General features: G+C 56.7%; 15 protein-coding genes, 1 tRNA gene and 1 pseudogene. 12 read left to right on the top strand and 5 right to left on the bottom strand.

Features of this window, described 5'->3' with window-relative positions; all coding sequences use genetic code 11:
* Positions 1 to 108 precede the first annotated feature (108 nt).
* The 5 genes from HFP54_RS16840 to HFP54_RS16820 all read left to right on the top strand — a co-directional run bounded on the left by HFP54_RS16840 (position 109) and on the right by HFP54_RS16820 (position 6,558).
* Entirely contained in the window at positions 109 to 753 is a 645-nt protein-coding gene (locus HFP54_RS16840) for a helix-turn-helix transcriptional regulator (protein ID WP_168566055.1), read from the top strand.
* Positions 754 to 1,043: 290 nt separating this feature from the next.
* Positions 1,044 to 2,015 carry an NHL repeat-containing protein gene (locus HFP54_RS16835; RefSeq protein WP_168566054.1) on the top strand — a complete coding sequence of 324 codons (972 nt, stop codon included), beginning with the start codon at positions 1,044 to 1,046 and terminating at the stop codon, positions 2,013 to 2,015.
* Positions 2,016 to 2,253: 238 nt separating this feature from the next.
* Positions 2,254 to 2,775 (top strand): hypothetical protein, encoded by a 522-nt coding sequence (locus HFP54_RS16830; RefSeq protein ID WP_168566053.1) that lies wholly within the window; start codon positions 2,254 to 2,256, stop codon positions 2,773 to 2,775.
* Between the two features lie 295 nt (positions 2,776 to 3,070).
* A complete protein-coding gene (locus tag HFP54_RS26225; protein WP_315853920.1) occupies positions 3,071 to 4,651 on the top strand; it encodes a secretin GspD/PilQ domain-containing protein in 1,581 nt (526 codons plus the stop codon).
* A 182-nt stretch (positions 4,652 to 4,833) separates the two neighbouring features.
* A complete protein-coding gene (locus tag HFP54_RS16820; protein WP_168566052.1) occupies positions 4,834 to 6,558 on the top strand; it encodes a hypothetical protein in 1,725 nt (574 codons plus the stop codon).
* 7 nt (positions 6,559 to 6,565) lie between these two features.
* On the opposite strand, the gene HFP54_RS16815 is transcribed toward HFP54_RS16820, so the two are convergent.
* Positions 6,566 to 10,036, bottom strand: a complete 3,471-nt coding sequence (locus tag HFP54_RS16815) for a pyruvate carboxylase (protein WP_146414696.1) — start codon at positions 10,034 to 10,036, stop codon at positions 6,566 to 6,568.
* 613 nt (positions 10,037 to 10,649) lie between these two features.
* Here HFP54_RS16815 and HFP54_RS16810 point away from each other — a divergent pair.
* The 4 genes from HFP54_RS16810 (at position 10,650) to HFP54_RS16795 (ending at position 12,965) form a co-directional block, all read left to right on the top strand.
* A complete protein-coding gene (locus tag HFP54_RS16810; RefSeq protein ID WP_145296014.1) occupies positions 10,650 to 10,943 on the top strand; it encodes a hypothetical protein in 294 nt (97 codons plus the stop codon).
* Positions 10,944 to 11,293: 350 nt separating this feature from the next.
* Positions 11,294 to 11,989, top strand: coding sequence for a hypothetical protein (locus HFP54_RS16805; RefSeq protein WP_168566051.1), 696 nt, complete (start codon positions 11,294 to 11,296; stop codon positions 11,987 to 11,989).
* 139 nt (positions 11,990 to 12,128) lie between these two features.
* Entirely contained in the window at positions 12,129 to 12,701 is a 573-nt protein-coding gene (locus HFP54_RS16800; protein WP_168566050.1) for an ATP-binding protein, read from the top strand.
* 191 nt (positions 12,702 to 12,892) lie between these two features.
* Positions 12,893 to 12,965, top strand: a tRNA-Asn gene (locus HFP54_RS16795).
* 341 nt (positions 12,966 to 13,306) lie between these two features.
* Here HFP54_RS16795 and HFP54_RS16790 read toward each other — a convergent pair.
* The gene (locus HFP54_RS16790; RefSeq protein ID WP_315853931.1) at positions 13,307 to 13,744 is read right to left on the bottom strand and encodes an MIT C-terminal domain-containing protein; all 438 of its coding nucleotides are present in this window, start codon (positions 13,742 to 13,744) and stop codon (positions 13,307 to 13,309) included.
* 220 nt (positions 13,745 to 13,964) lie between these two features.
* On the opposite strand from HFP54_RS16790, the pseudogene HFP54_RS26445 reads away from it, so the two are divergent.
* Both HFP54_RS26445 and HFP54_RS25730 read left to right on the top strand, forming a co-directional pair.
* A pseudogene (locus HFP54_RS26445) lies at positions 13,965 to 14,033 on the top strand (hypothetical protein); the annotation flags it as partial.
* A gap of 119 nt (positions 14,034 to 14,152) precedes the next feature.
* Complete coding sequence (locus HFP54_RS25730; protein ID WP_235951973.1) at positions 14,153 to 14,815, top strand: class I SAM-dependent methyltransferase; 663 nt, start codon at positions 14,153 to 14,155, stop codon at positions 14,813 to 14,815.
* A gap of 326 nt (positions 14,816 to 15,141) precedes the next feature.
* Here HFP54_RS25730 and HFP54_RS16780 read toward each other — a convergent pair whose 3' ends face one another.
* From HFP54_RS16780 to HFP54_RS16770, 3 genes are all read right to left on the bottom strand, one after another.
* Positions 15,142 to 16,395 carry a response regulator gene (locus tag HFP54_RS16780; RefSeq protein WP_168566049.1) on the bottom strand — a complete coding sequence of 418 codons (1,254 nt, stop codon included), beginning with the start codon at positions 16,393 to 16,395 and terminating at the stop codon, positions 15,142 to 15,144.
* Positions 16,396 to 16,869: 474 nt separating this feature from the next.
* Positions 16,870 to 20,124 (bottom strand): sensor histidine kinase, encoded by a 3,255-nt coding sequence (locus tag HFP54_RS16775; RefSeq protein WP_168566048.1) that lies wholly within the window; start codon positions 20,122 to 20,124, stop codon positions 16,870 to 16,872.
* 632 nt (positions 20,125 to 20,756) lie between these two features.
* Complete coding sequence (locus tag HFP54_RS16770; RefSeq protein WP_168566047.1) at positions 20,757 to 21,833, bottom strand: integrase core domain-containing protein; 1,077 nt, start codon at positions 21,831 to 21,833, stop codon at positions 20,757 to 20,759.
* 784 nt (positions 21,834 to 22,617) lie between these two features.
* On the opposite strand from HFP54_RS16770, the gene HFP54_RS16765 reads away from it, so the two are divergent.
* Positions 22,618 to 23,943: a Gfo/Idh/MocA family protein gene (locus tag HFP54_RS16765; RefSeq protein WP_168566046.1), complete on the top strand. Its 1,326-nt coding sequence runs from the start codon at positions 22,618 to 22,620 to the stop codon at positions 23,941 to 23,943.
* Positions 23,944 to 23,948 lie beyond the last annotated feature (5 nt).

Genomic DNA, 23,948 nt, shown 5'->3' with positions numbered 1-23,948 from the left:
TCCACCATCACGTGTGATCACCCCCAACGATCACTCCCCCCCAGGCCTCGCCCCCAACGGAAGTGATCCGGACGGCATACCCTCACCATTGCCTTCGGAGAATCACCGATGCCCCCCACTCTATTTTTGATCGAAGCCAACGACTTCGTCCGACTCGGATTCCGATCCGCGTGCTCGCGTGACCTGGTGTCGATCGTCGGCGAAGCAAGCGGCCTTCAAGAAGCCACCCAATTGCTGACCGACCAATCCGTCGACGTCGTGCTGTTGGATGCCGACTTTCGCGACGACCAAGCGTTGGCGCAACTGCAAACGCTGATCGAAACGATCGGCGATGCCCGCGTGATCGTCTGGTCCGATCAGGTGTCGTCCCAATCCTATCCGTCGTTGTTGCGGATGGGCGTTGCCGGACTGGTCGATAAAACGCTCAGCTTCGAACAACTGTTCTGTGCGATCACGTCGGTCGCCGAAGGCCGCTATTTCTTTTGCCACCCCCAGCACCGGTCGCTGCTCAAGCCCATGCGACCCGCCACGACGGTGGACACGGATGCAGACCGCATCGACCAGTTGTCCATTCGGGAACGCGAGGTCTTGGGATTGCTGTCCGACGGCATGACCAACAAGCAGATCGCCGAAAAGCTGTTCCTCAGTGTGAAAACGATCGAGACCTATCGGGCTCGGTTGATGAAGAAGTTGGATGTCCGGTGCCGCGCGGGATTGACCACTTACGCCCGGCAACTTCAACAGACGGCCTAGCATTGCCGACACGCCGCCGCGGGTGACGCGAATCGCCTGCCGCCGCTGCCGAAGCATCTGGAATCTTGGCCAAATCAAAGCGGCAACACCCTGGTGGAACCGAAGCCCTGTCCTTCAGTGGAGGCTTCAAGATTTGCCGCTTTACGCGAAACCGCAATCCGATCACGATTCGCCCCAGTTCGCCCAAACAATCGATCTTGCCCCCGGCACCTTGATCGTTCGTTCCGGCGAAACGATCAGGTAAGGGGCCGGACAATTTTGCGGTCGATCGAAGGAAGGAGTCGCATCGGATGCGAATGGACACCAACGGATGGATGGCGGTACGGACGTCGGGATGGATCGGCTTGTGGTTGGCCTGCGTCCTGTCGGCAAGCCCAACCGCCCTGGCCGACCTGATCGGAATCACCGGCGGCAAAGTCCTGGTCGATGGTAAAGCCCGTGACCTGTCATCGGTGCTGTACCGCATCGACGCGGCGACCGGGATGGCGACCATGATCGGTCCGACCGGTTTTCAAAACGTCGGCGCATTGGCGGTCCACCCGCTGACCGGCCGAATCTATGCCCACCGCAACGACCGAACCACACAAGTCGGCGGGCAGCTGTTGGAACTGGACAGCCAGACCGGCCAGGCCATGCTGATCGGCGACACACAGATTGGTGTCCCCGACATGACGTTCGATTCGTCCGGCAACCTTTACGCCTGGCTACAGCAGGGCAGCTTTGCCGGATTCGGTTCGCTCAGTCGCCAACTGGTCCGCTTGGACACGAGCACCGCCGCGATCGCTCCGATGCAACCATCAGGTTTGAATGTCAATCAGGTCGGCTTGGCGTTCGCCCCCGACGGAACGCTGTACATGAAAAGCGGCGATCCCGATGCCAGCCAGCCCATCGTCGATCAACGGGGCGCGCTATTCACATTGGATGCATCCACCGGTTTGGGAACGTTTCAAACCTGGCTCAGCGGCGAACCCGCCAACGCGCTGACCTTCGGGTCCGGCGGACACGCATTTACCGTCGACCGCAACACCGGTGAATCTGTCTTGCAAACGATTGATTTGCAGACCGGTGAATTGACCAACATCGGATCCATTCGCGATGCGTCGACCGGCGACCTTCTGCAAATCACGTCGATCGCCGGCGCCACGGCGGTTCCCGAACCCCAGACATGGGGCTTCATTCTTGTGATGTCAGCATCGTTCTTTCGCTCAAGACACCACCGCCCAAAAGTGGCTTCGCGTTTGCCCCGACGCGGTGTCCGTTGATTGCCTGACAAACACCAGACGCAACTTCGACGGGCTTCATATTGCGCGACGGGACGGTTCGGACTTATGCCCCGATCCGTTTGCCACCATCGCGTCCCGGCATAGGTTTGCAGTGAAAGCGACGAACGCGATCACCGACCAAGGTCATTGAACACCGCAGCGTGCGGTCGGCCAACTTCGGTGATGTTTCGTTGCAAACCTTTTCCACTTGTTTCACGTTTGCTGAAGGCTGCTCACCATGTTTCGCATCCAATCGATTGTTGCCGCTTTGATCGTCGTCGCTTCCATGACCACGGCCAACGCTCAAACCAGTGACACCCAAAAATTCACCGTCACGGTTCCCTCGTCCATCGCCATCATCGCCCCGGACAACGTGAACCTGATTCACGACGAAAGCGAAAACGATCAATCGTTCTTGCCGCAATCTTGGATCGTCAAAGGCAACTCCAGCGCCGGCGTGACCGCAACCTTCGCGACCGCCGCAGCCTTCACGCATACAAACACGCCCAGCGAAAAACGTGACGTCGCCTTGGGACTGGCCGTCGGTTCGTCGATCGGCGGTGCCACCTGGACCGTTGCCCAAGGCAGCGACCAAACCGACTACATCAACAACGACGAAGTCGCGACGGTTCAGGTCAGCAGTGACGGTTTCGGCACGGCCAACATGGACCTGTCAGTCACCTTCATCACCGATGGGTTCGGAACGTTCCTGGCCGGCGATTATGAAACGATCGTCACCGGTACGATCACGTCCAACTGATCGATGTCACGACCAATGGGGGTGGGTTTCGTCCCGCCCCCTTTTTGTCTTTCGTCCCCTGACGGCCTGACCTTTGGCCGCTGATTCACCCAACGCACACCGCCCTGTGAAACGTCGTGAGTTTCCCACGGTGTCGGATCGAAAATCACGGTAGCGACGGCCTGCGGCAAACCGCTATTGGACGCCTACCGAAATTTTGTTCACCTGGGGCATTCATCCAACACAGGACCAAACGTCGTTGCGACCATGCGGAAGGGAATCCGATGTCTCGCCCCATCACACCCACGGGTGCCCGGTGCGATCGCGTCACGCCCCGACGTTGCCAACGCGAATCGCAATGGTCCTGGTCTTCACGGCCCTGCTGACGCCCGGATGCGTATCCCGCCCGCTGCCGCCGCGTCCCTCAGTGGAAGAACTGATTCAGCAGGCCATCGAAAAATCGTCGGCCGATCAAGCGATCTCGCCGATCGAAACGGTCGTCCATGAGGACGCCGAAATCGTCCGCCAAGAAACGATCATCCGCGACGCCGACGGAAACGTCCTTGACGTACAAACCGACGCACCGGAGCCGAATCAATGGCCGGGATCGGATTACTTCGCCGGCGAAGGTTGGTCGGCCCATCTCAGCGATTCCGGCAACTCGGATTCTCCCGACGGGGAAGATGAGTTGATCGATGATGAATTCATCGAAACGGATGTCCGCGAAGTCTTGATCATGTTGGCCGAGGACGCGGAGATTGACTTGGTCATGGACCCGCAAGTCGCCGGCGTCGTCAACACGCAAATCAACGGGATGACGATTGAACAGGCGATCGAAAAGATCTTGATGCCGTTGGGACTGTCCTACGCCAAACGGGGCAATCAATACATCATCGCACCACCGGACCCCGACTCACCGCTGTTCCCCTACATCAGCACGCAAGTCCCCTATCGCCCGAATCATGTCAGCCCCAAAACGTTGGTCGACACGCTGCCCGATCGATTCGAACCCTACGTGGAATTGGTCAACGGCAGCAATCTGGTCATGATCGATGCGCCATCGAACACCGTTGCCGCGATTCAAAAACGCTTTGCCGCGATCGACCAACCAATACCACAAGTGACACTGGAAGCGATCATTTGTGTGGTGTCCCCGGATTCGGGTTTTCAATTCGGGCTGGACTGGCAACACGCCGTCCAATTGAACGGCGAAACGCTTGCCAGACTGGGCGCCAACGGTTTGGCTTTGTCAGGCGTTTACAGTCCCGCCGGTGGCCGACAAGCCTTCAGCGATTTTGCCCAAACATCGGCCTTCGTCAAACTGCTTTGCGAACATGGATACCTGACAATCCGAGCGACACCGCACGTGATGGCTCAAGACGGCGAACAAGCCAACATCGCCATCAACCGCGAAACGTTCTTCAGCATCCAACCTCAAAGCACGTCCGACAACAACGCATATTTCTTTCAACAAGAAATTCAAAAGGTCGAATCCGGCATAACCCTGGCGTTGACCCCGACGATCCGGGAAAACACCGTCACGATCGATATCGAAAAAGCGGAAGTCAGCGAAGACATCCGGAATGCCAACACCGAATTGGCGGTCAATCCGTTCCCAATCATCAACCGACGATCCGTGTCGACAACGGTCCACGTCGAAGACCGCAAAACCATCGTAATCGGCGGACTTGTCCAGAAAGAAACCGTGGACCGCATCAATCGTATCCCTGGTTTAAGCAGGCTGCCTTTGCTGGGCTACCTTTTCGAGACGACTCAGCGACAGACTCGTGAAGCCGAAGTCGTCATCTTCCTTTCGCCACGCATCGAACGACCGCGGGTTTCCCCCACAATCGTCCCGGCGTCCCTGACGTCACCCCACGGTTCGGTCGCCCACTGATCCACGATGTTGTCCATCGTTACCGTTCAGCGTTCACCGTCACCGCTCAGCGTTGCTGCCGGGCTTTGACGCCCGGTGGTCACTGACGTTCGTGAACACGGCCGATCGCCCAATAAAGACGATTGACTGATGCGAAAGGCGGATCCGATTAACACCAACCGTCTCACCACTGTTGATCTCCGATGAAACGATTTGTTCGCCACACCGATTTGCTCGGCTGCGCCCTGTCGCTTTTCCTGTCCGCCACCGTCGTCGCACAGTCCTCGCAATCCAGCTCCACCGGTATTCGCACCGGAACGACCGCTGACGGTCGCCAATCGGTGACGTTGACACGGTCGGTCGAACCTTCGTTTCACATCGAACCGATCGTCCAACGATTCGAAGCCCGCCGCGGCGCGGAAATCCCCTTCCGCTTCAAGATCACGTCGACCGGTAAAGACATGAACGTCACGGTGCAGGCGGTTCGTTTGCGGCAAGAAGAATCCGGCGTCATCCTGCACGATCTTCAAGGCGGTGCGCCCGACGAGGTCGACATCACATCCTCCACGGCATTCCCATTGGCCCCCGGCGAATCCCACGTCATTCAAGGCACCGTCAAAGTCCCGCTGGCGAAAACCAACTTTCTGTCTTACGGGATCTTGGTACGTGACAACGGCGTGGCCAACGAATTCACCGGTGACGCCGACGGTCAAACGACCACCGCCGGCGTGCAATTCGTGACGCAGTACGTCCTGCGTATCGATATCGAAACCGGTATCAAAGACCTTGCCGCGATGAATCAATTGCAACTGACCGAAGCCCACGTTGCCAGTGAATTGGGGATGCCGGTCGCCACCGTCTATTTGGACAACCCGACCGACTATGCCTTTGAATTCAAAGTTCGCGGGAACATCGGTGTCGCCGGTCGTCGCCCCACCGCCCCATTTTGGCTTTCGATGCTTTCGCGAGCCAGCCTGGAAGACGAATCGGAGCGAACGCTGATCCGAGTGATGCCCAGGTCGCGTCTGAAGCTGCAGGCCCAGGTGGACGCTCTGGATCTTCAAGGCGACAAGGTCTTCCGCATCGCGATCACCAACGGACGACGTGAATTGGTGGTCCAGCAGTTCTCCCTAGCCGCTAAAACAGCCTCGTTTCCCGCACTGAAGGCGAAGCTGGCACACCTGGGCGACGGCTTTTCCGTTTCACCGTCGCAAATCCGTCTGGGCCAAGTCGCCGGTGTCGACCGCACCGCCATTCTGCGATTCGAAAACACGGGCGACACCATGCAATCGGCCCGCATCCGCCTGCGTGACCTGGACGGCAATCCCGTCACCGGCGTGCGAGTCTCAAGTGACGACTTTCAACTGAAACCCGGACGCACCAAATCGGTTCGACTGTCGATGCGACGCTCCGATGAACAGACCAACGCCGTCTTTGGTGTCTTAGACATTGTTTCGGAAAGCGAATCGGGCCAGGCCTCACGACGGCAACTTCCCGTCGCCATGCTGTTCGGCGACGCTCCAGCGGCCGACCTGCAACTAGGCGATTTGCAACTGCAACAGGACGGTTCCAGCCGCTATCTCAGCATGACCGCGACCAATGCCGGCGAAGGGTACCTTCCCGTCGACGCACGCTTGACCCTGGCCAGTGCCGCCGGATGGACCCTGGAAATGGCCGACGGCTACGGCGTCTGGCTGAAGCCGGGTGAAACGAAACAGCTGCGATTCATTCCCGATCGTTCGCTGGACGACGGACAATACCAAGTCGATTACATGGTCCGCAGCACCGACGATGTGCCACCAACGGTCCGGTCTCTGATCGTCACGTTGGGACAACCCGGTGGCGACACCGAACCACCGCACACCGCACCGGCAACCGATCAAACCCTGACATCGGCCACCGAATCGCCGCTGGCCGACGCCCGGTGAGATCCGCTTAGGACTTCATCACGATCAACAGATCGCCGGCTTCGACTTGTGTTCCCGTCGGCGTTTCGATGGTCTCGATCGTGCCGTCCAGCGGTGCGTTGATCATGGTTTCCATCTTCATCGCTTCCAGACTGACCAGCTTTTGGCCCGCCTTGACGTGCTGGCCTTCCTTGACGGCAACCGTGATCACCATGCCGGGCATCGACGCGGCAACGTGGCATGGATTCTGTGGATCCGCTTTGACCGCAGCCTTGGTTTCCGGTTCCAGCGACCGGTCGACGACGGTGACATCACGCGGTTGGCCGTTCAGTTCAAAGAACACCGTCCGCGTGCCGTTGGGGTGTGGCGCGCCGGTGGTGATGTACTTGATGATCAGCCGCTTACCCTTTTCGATGTCAACGGCCAGTTCATCACCGGGTTCTTGGCCATAGAAAAAGTTGGGAGTGGCCAGGGCCGAAACATCGCCGTATTGGTTTTCGTGCTTGGCAAAGTCTTCGAACACCTTCGGATACAAAAGGTGAGTCACCGCATCGCGGTCGTTGGCAGCTCGGCCGGTCAGTTGTTCCGCCGTTTGCCGCGCCTTTTCGATATCCGCGTCGGGCATTGTGGCCCCGGGTCGATCGGTGATCGGCGGCGTATCGCCCAAGATCCGCTCCATCACCGGCTGCGGGAAACCACCGGGCGGCTGGCCCATCTTGCCGCCGATCAGATCCAAAACGCTGGCGGGAAACGCCAAAGCCTTCTCGCTGGTCATGACCTCATCGGCGGACATTTCGTTGGCGACCAGGAACAACGCCATATCGCCGACGGCCTTGCTGGTCGGCGTGACCTTCACGATGTCACCGAACAATCGGTTCACGTCCGCATAGGCCCGACAGACTTCTGCCCAACGATCCGACAGCCCCAGTGCGCGGGCTTGTTGAAACAAGTTCGTGTATTGGCCACCGGGCATTTCGTGATCGTACAAGTCGCCGGTCGCAGGAAGCACGGAGCTTTCAAAGGGCGTGTAGAACTCTCGAGTCGCCTGCCAGTAGGTCGCCAGCTTCGTCAGATGATCGGTCGACAGATCGCTGGCTCGATCGGTGTACCGCAATGCCTCGACCAACGTGTTCAAGTTGACTTGGCTGGTCCCGCCCGACATCGGCGCGAACGCCGCATCGGCGATTTGCAGCCCTTCGGCCGATGCCGCCAAGATCGTTGACGCTTGGATGCCCGCGGTATCGTGGGTGTGCAGGTGAATGGGGATACCGATTTCCTGACGCAGTGCTCGGATCAGCTTCACCGCCGACGCCGGCTTCAACAGCCCCGCCATGTCTTTGATGGCCAACAGGTGAGCGCCCATCTTTTCCAACTGCTTGGCCAGATCGACGTAGTACTTCAAGTCGTACTTGGTTCGACCCGGGTCCTGTAGATCACCGGTGTAACAGATCGATGCTTCACAGATTCCGCCTTCTTCGATCACCGCCTCCATGGCGACCTTCATGTTCTCCTGCCAGTTCAACGCATCAAACACACGGAACACGTCCATGCCGCACTGAACAGCCTCGCGAACGAACAAGCGGACCACGTTGTCGGGATAGTTCGTATAGCCGACCGCGTTGCTGGCCCGCAGCAACATCTGTGTCAACAGGTTGGGCATCGCTTGGCTCAAGTCGGCCAAACGTTGCCAAGGCGACTCTTTCAAGAAACGCATGCTGGTGTCGAAAGTGGCACCGCCCCACATTTCGACCGAGAACAGCGACGACGCCATTGCGGCATAGGCCGGCGCGATCTGCAACATGTCAAACGTTCGCACCCGAGTCGCCAACAGCGATTGGTGGGCATCACGCATGGTCGTGTCGGTCAGCAACAATCCTTGTTGCTTTTCGATCCACGCGACCAGTCCCTTAATACCTTCGCGTTTGAAAATGTCCTTGGTTCCCTCGGGCAACGGATCGGCCCGGTGCACCTTCGGCGTCGGCGCGGGCAACCGACGCGTCGCCACGGGACGATCGGCGACCAAAGCATTGCCGTTGACGATCGTTTCCCCCAAGAAGGAAAGTAGTTTCGTCGCACGGTCCTGTCGCGTCGGGAAACGAACCAAATCCGGCGTCGTATCGATCAACCGCGTGGTCGCCTGGCCCGCCAAGAATACGGGATGGTTGACCATCTGGATCAAGAACGGAATGTTCGTCTTCACGCCGCGGACACGGAACTCTTGCAAGCATCGATCCATCCGCGAAGCCGCCGTCGCCAAGTCACGGCCACGGGCGGTCACCTTCACCAGCATCGAATCATAGAACGGATTGACCACCGCACCGCTGAACGCGCTGCCCGCATCCAATCGGATGCCTAAACCGGCGGCCGGTCGATAGTGACTGACGCGCCCATAGTCGGGACGGAACTGATTGACGGGGTCTTCGGTGGTCACCCGGCACTGAATCGCAAAACCCGTGGTGTGAATTTGCGACTGTTCGGGAACCCCGACCAGTTCACTGTCCAATGCATGGCCTTGGGCAACCAAGATCTGTGTCCGGACAACGTCGATGCCCGTCACTTCTTCGGTGACCGTGTGTTCGACCTGAATTCGCGGATTGACTTCGATAAAGAAGAAATCTTGCTTGTCAACGTCGTACAGAAATTCGACCGTCCCGGCATTGTCATAGCTGTTGCCACCATCACTGCTGACCGCGCGACCGATTCGAAGCGCCGCATCGCACAGCCCATCACGAATCTCCGGTGCAAGGTTCGGTGCCGGAGCAATTTCCACCACCTTTTGGTGACGCCGCTGGACGCTGCAGTCCCGTTCGTACAAGTGGATCAGATTTCCGCACTGGTCACCGATCAACTGGACTTCGATGTGACGTGCGTTTTGGATGAATCGTTCGACGAACACTTCATCGCTGCCAAATGCGGTCTTGGCTTCACGCTGGGCAGCCTCCAGGGCCGCCGGCAAATCGTCTTTGTTTTCGACCACTCGCATGCCTCGACCGCCACCGCCCTTGGCCGCTTTCAAGATCACGGGGAACCCGATCTTTTCAGCGATGGAAATCGCCTCATCCGCCTCGCGAACCGCCTCGTTCGTTCCCCCCAAAATCGGCACCTTTGCGGCCTCGGCCAATCGGCGAGCCGACATCTTGTCGCCCAACATCTCCAACGACCGAACGCTGGGACCGACGAACATGATGCCCGCGTCTTCCAACGCTTTGGCAAACTCGGGATTCTCCGACAGAAAACCGTACCCCGGGTGCACCGCGTCGACGTCGTGCTCCTTGCACAGTTCGACGATGGCGGGAATGTTCAAATAACAGCGAATCGGCTCGCCCGGTTCGCCGACCTGATAGGCCTCATCCGCCTTGAAACGGTGCAGCGCATAACGGTCCTCGTGGGAATAGATCGCGACCGTTCGAATCCCCAGCTCGGTGGCGCTGCGAAAGACTCGGGTTGCGATTTCGCTGCGGTTGGCGACCAATAGTTTTCGGATCGGACGAATGGGCATGTCGGTTCGAAAAGAAGCTGGGGTCGAAATGGAAACTTACCTGGTGCAACGGCTACAGGATGCGATCCTGACAAGCCGCCGGACGCGATCGTGTCGCGACGCCTGAACGACGCCCAATCTAGACCGCCAGAGGCCGGGACAAAACAGGCCCTCAGGTTACATTTTGCGGCGCATCGATCGCCTCTACGGTCACGTCCCCGGTCAATCCGTCGTTTCGGAAATCCCCGCACGCAGCGGCGGCTGCCAAGCGACCAGCGCCCGCACGTAACAGGTGTCCGGCACAACCGGCCCCAACGACAAAGTCCCACCGATCGCAGAAGTCTTCCAGATCCGGCGGGCTTCTGGACGAATCAAAGTCTTGGCAACCCGGAAAGTCTCGCGTCCCTCCCTTTAAACGCGACGACTTTTCCGGGCGGCTCGCCTGTCGCATGTCGATCCGGTTACGGTTCGCCTTGCCGTGTCGATTGACGCCTCCCCCGTCACGATGGTGGTGTCGCAACGTCGGACCGGCCGCGGGGACCTCGTCCCAATTTCGGTCGCCTGTCCCAGTTGCACCGCCGCCAGACCGCAGTGATCCCTGTCCACCGCCACGCCCTTTCATGTCGTGAATCCCATGCATTTCACACGCAACCGATACTTTCTGTTGGGCGTCCTGCTTATCCTGCTGGGCATCCAATTTCGTATGGTCGAATCGTTCGTGCTGAACGAACCGACGACGCGCACGCTGGCCAAAGTTTCCCAGAAAACGGCCGCTCAGCCCGACTACAACATGCAGTCGTTCTTCATGCAAGTTCATCCCAAACCGACCAAGCGTGTGGAACTGCCACGCTGGCTCGGGATGGCCATGATCACCGTCGGTGCCGTGGTCAGCCTGCACGCAATCGCAATGCCTCGCGACGGATCCTGATCTCGGTCGATTCCCCGCCTGTCTCCTCTTGCAAGCTGCCGCAAAAGCGCAAGCCGCCGAAACGTGCAGTTTGGCAAGGCAAGCGAACTAACCCAGCTCGCACCGATGCCACCGGCACGAATGCGGCGTGGCACCGAAAACTTGCAACCGAACGACACAGGGCGTTGCACCCGAGTCGCTGCTTCCTCCATCGGCTCGGCAAACACCGATCGCCTCCAACGTTCACCAGCCCGCGTTCGTGACCTTCGCATCGCGTCGCTGCAGATCAGCACGATGCTTGAACCGAAACGCGGGCTTGGACAAACGATCCCACGCGACCCCCTGGACTCCCTCCCACCGATCACAAACTCATGTTGCTGTTATTGCTGATGACTTGTTGGATTCGTCGTCCGATGCATTTCGCCGGGCCTCGGAAGCGAACAATCGTCTTGGTATCGACGATGCTGACGGTGTGCTCGCCGATTCACCTGCTTGATCAACAGGCCACAGCGCAGACGCCCGCCATCACAGCCCCGCCGGTTGGTGCATCCAGTGTCTTCGCCACCGCCGCATCGCCGACGGGCTCCCAATTCGACGCCAACAACGATGCGGATCAACAAGTCCCGGACGAGAGTCGTCGGACGATCGGGCGCGTCTATCGGCTTCGCGAAGGCACCCGCATTCCGCCCACCCGTGGACGCGTCGCAAAGCTCGGTCGACGTTGGGTGTTCATTCCGGAAAACGTCGATGCCAATTCGCCAACTTCGGGCACGGGATCACAGGTGACCCGCTCGCAGACGATCACCGAAACCATTCAATCATCGCGAGGTTTGCTGACGCGGACGACCTCCCGCACCAGTGCCATGCACGCGCCACCGGAACAACAGCGAACGGTTTCCCGCCGATTGCCCCAGATGATTTGTGTCGAAAACTTGATGCTGCAGCGAATCGTCGAAGCCATCAATGACGACGTGGCGGATGACCAGTGGAGAATCACTGGTCAGATCACCGAATTTCGCGAAGAAAACCGGCTGATCCTTCTCTCTGCCCAGCGTGCCAGCCAATGACCCGCCGGATCACCATGCTCGCCAGCCGATGCTGAGTCCCGGCAGCGAACTGTCCCGATCATCGATCCGTATTTTTGGGGTACAGTAACAAACAGGTCGGCCGCCATCGAACTCATCGCGTTCCATGATCTCTCTGCCCATGCACGATCACGACTCCCATCCGGATCGACTTTCCGGTGCCGACGACGCATCCGACTCCGGACGGGCCCCTGACGCCCATCCCGATCCTGCCGCACGACTCGATGCGAGCCCCCAACTTGGTGCCGCCCCACAACAAGACGCCGGTTCCCAAGCCGGCTCCGATGCCGAGCGATGGCAGTTTCGCCAACACCTTCCTTCGGACCTCTCGGTGGGCTCGCAACTGGGGCTGCAACTGGCCGACGCGATGCGACAATACGGATGGCCCGACGAAGAGGTGTTTCGGGTTCACTTGGCGTACGAGGAAGCGATCGCCAATGCCATTCGCCACGGCAACCGACATGACGCCGAAAAGCGGATTGAAGTCCACATGCATTGCGACGGAGACGAGGTTCAGATCCGGATCACCGATGAAGGTGACGGGTTTGACCCGGACGCGGTGCCGGATCCGACCAGCGAACACTTGCTGGAAGCCCCTGGGGGTCGCGGTGTCCTGCTGATCCGCGAAATCATGTCCGATGTCCGCTTCAATGACGACGGAAACCAGATCTGGATGACCAAACGCCGGGGCTGACGTCGCGCCGCAGGCCGTAAAACAGGCACAATCCGATTCGACCGCCGGCGGCCGGTCGTGCAGCGTGCCGGAGCGGGAAAAAAGGCGATCTAACTGGGTTGAAGCCGACGACGGAAGTCTCTAACATTCGTCGCTTTGGCGGACCGGCAGCGTCGACCATCCCTGTCCTGCCCACGCCGAAAACTCCTCAATCCCCTGTAGCTCAGTTGGTAGAGCAGGCGGCTGTTAACCGCCTTGTCGCAGGTTCGAGTCCTGCCGGGGGAGCTTTTTCAAAACGCGGAATTCATCCGCCACACCAGTTAACACCAAAAGCCGAGAACATCCGTTCTCGGCTTTTCGCGTTTTCACGCAGTATTTCGCCGGGTTTCGCCGCGCCGCGCGATCCGAGAGCGCTCTCACCTTCGCAGTTCAGCGACCACCACACCCCGCGAAACCAACCGGCTCCGTCGAGAGCTCTCGCGCTCTCTGGGTTGGAAGCCCGTTCGGTTTAACAATCCGGTTGGCTTCGGCTGTCGCGACGGTCTCGGAATCTGCCGGAAGGTCCTTCGTTCGTCGCTCCGAGTTCGCCCATGCGGCGCCTCGGCGTCTAAATTTCCGTGCTGCTGCTATTGCCGGATGTAGGTCACCTCAAACGCCTTGCATGCTCGGTGTTTCTGCAGGCGGTTGGCCAGCGTGAAGGCGTCGTTCATTTCGTACTTCTGAAAGACGTCCAGGCCTCGATCGAGAAGGACCTTCCAGCCGGTGTCCGTGACGATGTGGCGGGCGTGAATACCGTCCTCAAATTTCCAAGAAAACAGAATGCCGCTGGGCAAGCAGTTTTTTTGGATCTGCTCAAAGAACTCCTGCTGCTTTTCCGGACTGAACTCTTCTTCAGATGTGATTAGCTCGACTTCCACTCGCTGATCGTCCGGCTTGACCCTCGCAACGGTCTCGATGAACTCCATCAGATTTCTGGCCTGATGGAATAGCCGGATATACGGATCCGTCAGCACGATCTTCGTTGCCCCCTGAACGTACGGTCCGAACAGGGTGTCGAAGTCTATGCCACGCTGATTCTCTTTGACCGTAACGTGTCCAGCTTCTGGGCCGCTCGCCGCCGCCTCAGACTTCGCTGGAGCCGTCTCCGGCGGCGAAGCCGCGGATCCCTGTTCGTCTTCTGGATCCCCGCTTTTGTGATAGATCGCCGCCAGTGATGAAGACTGCGAGAAACTGCAGCGTTCGCTGCTCGAGCATCGCGAGCGATTCCTCGCCGATCACCCCGACGTGCCCGTGCATCGGATCAACTTCGGTGAATTGACAAGCGATCCGGCCGAGACGATTCGCAAGCTGATCGAGTTCCTCGCCATCGAACCAACAGAAGAAGAGATCGAATCCGCGATTGCCCACGTGGATCCAAACCTGAAACGCCACGGATACTCCTCCATAACCCGCATCTGTGCGAACACCGCTCGATGCAGACCTATGTCTACCACTTCGTCGCCGGCACCAAGCGACACCTTCCGAAAATGTGGTGGCAGCGAGGCAAGAACCCGGCACAGCCAATCGCTTCGGGAAAGCACGCCCAAGTCGTCTTCGAATTGCTGAGATCGGCGAACGGTCCAATGCGCAAAGGAGTCGAAGTCGGCGTCTTCCATGGAGTCACCGCTGCCAACCTGCTGGCCCTGATGCCCGACCTTCAACTCTATGGAGTCGATCCATGGACGCAGTACCCAGCAGACGCCGAGCAGCCCCGCCCCGATCACGTTCAGCAACTCGGCGACACCAAGACGCTCTACTGGGGCCTGCCGATTGCCCTACGGCACCTCGCCGTCAACGCCAGCCGCTGGCACCCAATTCGGCTCCCGTCGGTCAAAGCCGCCCGCTGCTTCGAAGACGGCGAACTCGACTTCGTCTTCATCGACGGCGAACACAGCTACGAAGCCGTCAAAGCCGACATCGAAGCCTGGTGGCCAAAGATCCGAACCGGTGGGCTGCTGATCGGCCACGACTATGATCCGAAGCGGTTTCCGGGAGTTTGTCGCGCCATCGAAGAGTTCGCAGAATCCAGAAGACGAATAATTAGCAGACCGAAATGCGTTTGGGCCATCGCAACTAATTCTTTGCTACTCCACTGAGTGCGGCGCACGGCAGCGACAAGTCGGAACTCGAGTCAATCTTAGAGCACCCGTGATGAAACATGATCGCAACGGCGAGATGTCGTGTCGGGATAACTGAAAGCAACCGACCAGCAGCTCAAAAAGCTTCTTCGGGTTAGGCCCCGCAGACGTGGTGCCTAGTTAAGGAAAAAGCGTGCAAACTTGCAAGCTCGCTTCCAAAAAACACACGGTAAGGCTCCCGACGACCGACAAAACGAGAGCAACACTTCGATCGCCTCTTTATACTCCACTAAACAGCAACCGCAATCAGCGAGCGAACGCTATAACGATACGCCGAATTGAGCTCAACGCCGTGTTAGGTCCATTCCGAGCAAATGCCAAAGAGACTCAATTGCAACGTCGACAACTTTCACGTATCCCCAGGAAACTAAATAAGCGCAAGAAAGACAAGAAAACAAGAGCAATAAGAACACCAAGGGAGAAACGGCAGCAGTTATAAACGGATGATCGGCCTTGGCCCGGGGGATATGCCCTGCTGCCCTCTCCGATGCTTGAGAAAAAACTGGCTCCTCCAAAAAGCCAAACCACTCGCTCTTAATTTGCATCGGGTCGAAGAACTCCGAATGCGAAAGGTTATGAACCTCTTGAACAACAGAATCAGATTCGACAGAGAATCCTCTGCGCCCGGAACTGCCCGTCCCAGGTATGACAAATGAGCTCACCACGGGCCACACATCCTCTTTCCCAACGCAGTTTAAGACTCTTGAAACCTGTCCATTGCGCACCAGGTACTCCCAAGGAAACTGTCGCGGCAGAATTGATCCGCACAAAATCACTTTGTCGACCTTTATGTCTCGATACTTAAGGAGCGCATTGCCGAGAATAAATGTCCCAAAGCTATGGGCAACGACGGATGGCAGCATGTTCTCGGAAAGAAGGTCTTTGTGTTCTTGCATCGTCGCAGTGTATCGCTCCCGAAACCAGCGCACTTTTGCACTTCGCGCGAGCGGTGAAAGAAAAGCGAAAAGCGAAAAGCGACCGTACCACCATCCCGCGACTGAACAATACCACGCCTCCTTGAAAGCAACGTCCGCGAGCGTTCGATGCCAAAGTGCAATGGTGCGAATGCCGTGAAGCGGTATTATCACTCCCCTAGTTCTTGATCGAACGACGCTAATCTCACGCAGCAATGTTCTGACGATTGCCTCTTCCCAATCTCGCCCCTCATTGCTGTACTCCGCTAGAAGAAATCCTTCGCGACTAAAACTCTCCTGAAATTCCCTCGATGCTTCAGGGTATGCGGTAAGACCAATCACGCGAGAAGGGATGTTGCATCTCGAATCCGCCCTTGAAATCCATTCCAGCAATTCGGGACCAGCATCCATGGTCGGAGACTCACCTTTCCTACGGGGCAAGCAGAGGTCCAGTATCATCACGTCACAGAAATTTTCCTTGAGCCACTGGAAAGCCTCGTTCGTTGTGACCATTCGGACAATGTTAGCGCGGATGACGCCTCGTTCGTTAATCGCTCGCTTGGCACGCTCGAACTTATGCTCGTCGTCCTCGACGACAAGAACGACAAGTGGCACGTCAGTCATGATTGGCAATCGCTTCCGTTATAAGCTCTGTGAGCTGAGATTTCCAAGACAGATCCGAAGGCGTGTAGAACACCGTTGCGACAAAGTTCCTCGGGAAAGACTCCCGGAGGTCCTCCGACAGTTCCTCACGAGTCTGCTGCTCTGGGCCTTCTCCGATGACGTCAAAGCCGGTAACGACGATAGTGGGGATAAACACGTCACGCCTGGCAAGCTCCCATAGAATGTCCTTCCCTGCGAAGTGACGCGGCCGACCTCCGGTCTCACAAGGGCTAACGTCAAAAGTTGGAAGAGTCATGTCCATCAAGACTAGCTCAGGACTGTTGCTTAGGCACGCACGAAGACCTGAGTTGTAGGAACGCTGGAGCTCTATTACGTATGGTGTCCCCAGTGAGCCACAGACGGACTCAACGTGTGCGCGCACGCGATCCCCCTTAATTCGGTCGTCTTCAATGATGAGGATATTCATTGCTTCGCCTAGGGAGAGATTTGGTCGATCGGTAGGGCAACAGTCGCTTCAAAACAACCATCTGCGACTTGCGCAGTGAAACAAGACTCATCCAGCTGAAGGTCCGACTTCAGAATATTGCGTATCTTTGCAAACCCAGAACCCCCTTCTTTTCGAATCATTGAGGGTTCATGCACCTGCGCAGCTGCAACCCTTGATTGCGTCTCGCTTTGGTCTTGCATTGTCCCCAGGCTGTTGCGGAATGACAACCTTAAAAGGTCGGCAGTAACCTCAACCTGGACGCTTGTGTCGTTGCTATACTCGTCGGCGTGTCGAACAACATTCTCGAAGACAAGAAAAAGCAGATCCCAAAGCGGAGGAAACAAACGACCGCTCACCTCTATAGATGCAACTCCCTTTACACTGCACTCGAACCGAGAAGAAGGAAAACACTTTTTTACATTTTCGATCGCTGCATGCAGCAGTGTATCGAACGAGAAGTCTTCAAGCCGAAGAACATCCTGCAATTGAAACCAGCTGGCGATCTCGTCGAGCTGCGTTTGCACTGCGGTGCGACTGCGAGTTACGGCTGCGTTTAACTCCGGGGGGATTTGCTCGGGAACGCCCTCGAGACTTGCCTCAAGCGTGTCAATTGCTGAATTAAGCCTTGAGCCGAGCACGCTCGAAACGTTATGCCTAACCGTCACAAGGCAGTCGTTAAGTCGTTCTCGCAAGATAAATACAACCGCCTCTAAAAACTCAGCCTCATCCTCGATTGCCTCCAGTTTGCGACGAAGCTGATCAAGCTCCAGCTCCGAGAAACTTACGTCGAACCACCCCTCAGTTTGTGCATTGTCTTCACGTATCCGCATCCAATCACCGGATGCCTTGTCAATAGACGCATCAATCTCCCGCGAAAATTGGATTATCGCTGAACCCACCTTTTCTCTGACTTGCTCGGAAAGACCAAGCGAATGGCGCATCCAGTGCTCATTGGGCTGGTACTCACCGCGTTCCATATCGGCGACAAGATGCAGTTGATCAAATACACTCCGGATGGCACCTTTGATTGTCTGATGCCTGATTCGTACGCTCAGGTAGGAATCAAGCCCGTGCTCGTTACTGAAGAGCACAGCATGTCTCACCTCTTGGAAGAGCGTTTTAAAAAGGACGAATGCCCCATCCCGGGTTTCGGTAATACCCTCTTCTGTAGGTGCCCATTGTGATGCGGGCATGCGTCGCTTTTCAGCAGCGAGATTCTTGTACTTTAAATACCGCTGAAATTGCTCATAAAAGGATTTGGAAAGGCTTTTTTCTATCCCTTCAACGTTGAAGTAAATCTTGCTTTCAGACACGAAGTTAATTGCGCGGCGGATCGCAATCTGTTGTTGAAGGTTAGATATTTCCGCCACGTACTGGGATGCATTCTCGGGCGCCAGGTTTTGAAGCTGTTGTAGGATGAGCATTCGTTCGTCCTCCACCTCTGAAGAACTTCGGAACGACAGATCGGACTGCATCGTTTCAATGCTGCACACCGCATCAAGGAAGAATTCAAGATGAGTTAACGGGAAGTTGGTTGCTTGCTCCCGTGCTAGCTGATTGGCGCGGGAGCATCCGTGTGCTTCAAGAAAATTTGCGTAGACACTATGCAACTGACGGGCCGCTGTTCTTCCAAATAGATAGTCCATGAAGAACAAATTTGGCCACGCGATGCACCCAACGTTGCAAAGGTGATCACCCTTTGAGTAGTGGCTCACGAGAAGCTCGATGGGAACCAGCTGATTCAACACAAAAGGAGGAATCTGGCTATGCGAAATGAGCTCTATTGCTTGGTGTGGGCTCGACAACTCGAGGAGGCATTCAACTGCCCCCCTCAATGCCTCGCCGCCAAAGAAACCAGATTTGTTCGCGGTAGCCAGTTCAGTGAAAAGGTCGGCAGCTTCCTGAATTTGCCCGTCAACTCTGCAGTCGTATGCTTCTGCGAGAAACTCGAGGGCTTGGGTGCATGGACCGGCTTGCGGCTTTTCAGACGAGACTTGCCCGGCGGAAGTAACGCCGATACACGCCTTTGCATAACATCGAAGTTCTTCTTCATTTATTATTTGTGTAATCTTCCTGCTTGGAAACAGTCCCGCCGTGACGGTCGGATAGTGAATCAGCTGTTGCCGGCGGATATCAATTACTGAGACAGGGATTCCACGTTGTGAAAACGCAGCGACCTGGTGGCCGATTGGTGTGCTAGAGAAAGCCATTGATGCTTTCGCCAGACTCCAGTAATTCGGCACTAAGTCTTCGCCATATGAAAGAAACCCTAAGGCGGCTTTCAGGAGGTTATGGGCGACTGAGTTCTCCGGGAAAAGCGGCGGCATTTCACTGTTGGAACTTGCGCAAGCGGCAGCTAGGAAGTGGTAATTGCTAAAGTCGCATGTGCTGTTGCGGACGGCGTCAGAACAGCGGATGATGGCTTCACGACTGCCACTCAAGATGTGCTTCTGGGCCAGCGAATTATCGTGTTGCCGCTCATGGTGCGTTCGCGACGCCAATAGTGATTGCAGATAAGCGAGGTCCGGGTCATTTAATCTGCAGATTGCCCGTAGAGAGTCTGAGATTGACGGCTCGCAGGCATGGGATGCATCCATGTCCATCAGCGTCCAGAGCAGACGCTTGACGGAATTGTAGTGGTCTACTATCGGGCGAGTACACTCAGACCTCAGTATGAACGCGAATTCGTCCAGTGTGGGAGGTTTGAAAGCTATTCCGGGCGCATGCAGCATGAAACAGAGGTATGCGGGCAGCGATGCATCAATCCGGTCGTAATTACCAGCGTCCACCATGGCGTGGACTTCTCGGACGTACTCTATGACGGACATCGTTGCATCAACACGCTGGCTCGCGTATTCCGCCAGGAGCAAAGCGTTTTGTGGGACATTAAGCTCCAATATCGCCGAAAGCTCTTCTCGTGTTTTCTCGAATCCTCCTTCTGTATCCGCCAGCAGGAGCCGAGACTCTAGCCACCAACTACTCACCCCTAATGCGTTTTCACAGCGTTTAAGCGTCTCACGGGCGGTGCTAAGGTTGCCTATCAACAGGTCACGGCAGAAAGCCTCTCTTGAACGTATGTAGTTGTTGAGCTGGCTCTCGGCAGATAGAAGCCTTGCAACTGAGAAACGCAGTTCGTCCGCTAATGACAAATTGCGTCGCCCCACAGCAGGATACCACTTGAATTCTTGCGTCTTGGGAAACTCGCAAGAAAGAATTTTTGGTAACTGCTTTTCGACTCGCAACTTGCTGAAGACGCCCTGGATAACTTCAAGGGGTTCCCGTCGCAGTTCCTCGAATGCCTCCTCATCTAGTTCGCTAAACCTGTTTACACGCCTCGCCTTCCATCTCTCGCTGCCTTTTTTGGGGGCTCGCGAATTCTTCGATTGCCGTCTTAGAGCCATTCCTGAGAGTGCCAGCTAGTGCCCGTAGTTTGTAATGAGAGCGAAATTGAGCGCGAGGACGCCAGCCATCCGTTCCCGCTTCGCTTGAGCCCGCATTTTGCATCGTTGTCTTACCTCTCGTGCGCACTCAGCCGCTTTCGTCAGTTCCTGTTGGAGAAGCCGTTCGGGTTCCGCAGGGACAGAGAACCGCACTCAGCTTGGTCTGATCGGTGATGAGTACTTTGCAGCTGGACGCAGAAGACAGGCATTTTACCAACTCTGCGGCTGGGCCAATACTCCTGGTAAAGTGCCCTTCACCGGGGACACAACAATCGTTCGGACCAGCATAGACGAGGCGTCCGCTTAGCGATGGTAAAATACTGCGAGGTGTTATCGCGATTGACTTGAGTCTACTTCGATGCGCGATTCAAGTTTTGGGGGCAGCGAGTTTTGCGATAGGGTCAATACGCACCCTGTTGGCCTCGATCGACTATTCAAGCCGCGGCTTGATAAGACTTCAGGTGACCACCGAGCTCCTTGTGGCATACGATTTTGGTGCGGCCGATATCGATCGCCGCCTGCGGTTCGGTGTCCCCCACGGGCGGCAGATTCCTACGGGCGGAATGGCCACGTCGATGATTGTACCAGTCTTGCGACACTCGAAGAATGTGATCCAAGTGGTTCTCGCTGACCACGCAGAAGGCGTTGAGCACTTCATTCTTGAGCGTCTGAATCACCCGCTCGACGAACGCTTGCAGGTTGGGCGACCTAGGGCAGCTCTTTTTGATTTTGCAGCCGGTCGAGCGAAACACCTCGTCGAATGAGTCGACGTACTTCGTGTCCTGGTCACGCTGCAAAAGCTCGCACGGCAGTTCTTCGTCCTGCAAATGCATTTGGAAGTTGCGGGCTTGCTGAGTCGTCCACTCGCCGGTCGGATTGGCAGTGCAGGGCGATACCCAGATGCGTCGTGTCTCGACGTGGATGAAGACGAGAAAGTAGAGATCGACCATGCCCTTTACCGTCCACTTCCGCTTCGAGGCGAAGTCGCACTGCCACATCGTGGCGGCGTGGCGTTTCAAGAAGTCGGACCAGGTGTCGGGATGGTCGCTCGGATCCGGACCGAGACCTGCTTCGACCAGAATGTTCTTCACCGTCTGACGCGAGATCCGATGGCCGAGGCGACGCATCGCCTGGATAATCTTGGTGTAACCCCAGCCGGTTTCTTTCCGGATCCGGATGATCGTTTCGGCAATGCTCTCGTCGGTCCGTGGCCGGCCAGGCTTGCCTTCCGCATTCGATCTCGGCCGTTTCGTAGGTCCGTCTTCCATGTTGCGGATCCAGCGGCGGAAGGTTGAATAGCTGACGATCGAGATCAGGTCTTTGATCCGTGGGCCGAGCTTTTTGCCGTGGCGAACCAGCCTTCGACGCTCCTGATTGTTCAGCGTGATCCGTTCGGGTAACTTGCTCCGAAGGATTGCATTCTCCGCTTTCAGATATGTCACTTGCTGAGCCAATTCCTGGCGAGTGAGCGACGCAAGCAGTGCCAAAAGTGGGTGAACGATCGCGGCCATCTGTGCTGCCGATTCCCTTGCAAATCCTGGAATAATCGGGGTGGCATCATTTTTTTACCCCGCTCAGCGGACAAGCATATCGGCGGCTTCCGGGGCCACAAGCTCTGCCGACGCTTGCTGAAGTAGCCAGCTAAGATGGCCGACAAAACGACCGCTCTAATCCGCACTTCTTTACGGCGGTGGCGACATCAGGGTTAACAGCAGCTTGTTAACCAGCCTGTCAAACGTGCGATCGGAAATGTTCTCAGAATGGCCCCTCTCGTGGCTATTCAATTCAGGAAAGCGTTTCGCAATCTCAAGCGAATCGGACGCTGAACAGCCAAGCCCCGCAAATTGCAGTGTTTGCGAGCGCGAAAAACAGAGAACTTGTTTGGAGAGGGTCTTTTACAGGGAGGGTGTTCTCGAAAACGCCTGGCCAACCCGGCCGAGAGATTCAAGAGAGATCATGCGAACACCTCGCTGAGTTCTCCGCAATGGGGAAGAAACAGAGATGACCGTGCAAATTGAGAGTCGGCACTGAAAAGTCCAGAACTCTAGCTTGACAAAACGGCAGTTGCGGCACGCTTCGTTGTGGCCCGATACGAAGCATCCAGTAGAGCGAATACAATACGCAGAACGTGGGAGATCTCCGTTATTGATTCGTTGCTCTGTCGAATACCGGAGATAGTATAAACAGAAGTAGTGACTGCGGTTGCGAAGCTACGACATCTTTCTTTTCCACTAGAACGAAAACATGCCACTTACACGAAGACGCTTTTTGCAGTCCACGGCTGCCGCAACGGTATTGACGCCCTATCACTGGTCGAGCTCTTCGCAGGCCGCCGAGGATAAGAATAGCCGCCTGAGGTTGGGGATGATCGGCTGTGGCTCAAAAGGGCGTGACAATGCTCGGCAGGCATCCAAGTTCGGTGACTTTGTAGCGGTTTGCGATGTCAATCGCAGTTCTGCGAATGCTTACGCCCAAAACCCACAATTAAATGGTGATGGCAAGCGGAGGCTTGATGTCTACGGCGACCATCGAGAGTTGCTCGCCCGCGAGGACATTGATTTGGTCGTCTGTGCAACACCGGATCATTGGCACACTCCGATCTATGTGGACGCACTGCGTGCTGGCAAGCACGTTTACGGCGAGAAGCCGATGACGCTCACCGTTGAGGAGGTAAAGATCCTACGAAGAGCCGCTGCTGAATCGGGCAGCATTCTACAGGTGGGGAATCAACAACGGAGTTGCCAGTGGTTTCGTGAAGCCATCGCGATTGCTCAATCCGGTGTGCTTGGCGAAAACCTGACGGCGACGTGTTACCTCGGCATGGGGCCCAAGGGCGGTCCGTTTTCGCCGAAGCCGGTCCCGGACGGGCTCGATTGGGACCGTTGGCTGGGCCAAGCTCCGTTGGTGGAATACATGCCCCAGCGGGGTAGCGGAAGCTTTCGCTGGTGGCACGAGTATTCCGGTGGCAAACTGACGGATTGGGGAGCGCACCATATCGACATCGCACAGTGGGCGCTCGGCGTAATCGAGACGGGACCAATTGAAGTTGAAGCCACTGGGGTGCTCGACCACCGCGAGCACTGCTTTAACACCGCGCAGACGTTTGCCGGGACAATGCGGTTTGACAACGGGACAACCTTGAAATTTGAAGACGGTGGCAAGAAAACCAACGGTATCCTGTTGGAAGGCGATCGTGAACGACTGTTTGTCAATCGCGGGAAGCTGGTCGGAAACATCGTCGGCAAAATCACGCAGGACAAGAGATGGATCGACCAGATTCGCGCTGCGGCAAGGGAACTTTACGGCGGTCCCTACGGACAACGGGAAATCGAACTTCAAAGCTATGAGAACTTTGGTGAGTTTGATGGAAACCTTTGGGAAGGTGTCAAGAATGCACACATGAAGAATCTCTTCGAGTGCATTCGTTTGAACGCTTCACCGATCTCGGACGTTGTGACTGTCGGCAACAGTACCATCGCGTGCCACTTAGCGAACATCGCCCTGCGACTCGGTCGCAGATTGAAATGGGACCCAGCCACCGAGCAGTTCGTGAACGACGAGGAAGCGAACGCAATGCTACGCCGTGAACAGCGAGAAGGTTATGAAATCCAGACGGCGTGATTCCG

Source organism: Crateriforma spongiae (genome assembly GCF_012290005.1).
In the GTDB taxonomy this organism is placed as follows: Bacteria; Planctomycetota; Planctomycetia; order Pirellulales; family Pirellulaceae; genus Crateriforma; species Crateriforma spongiae.
Note: the sequence above shows the minus strand (reverse complement) of the source record. Positions and strands in the feature narration are given on the sequence as shown.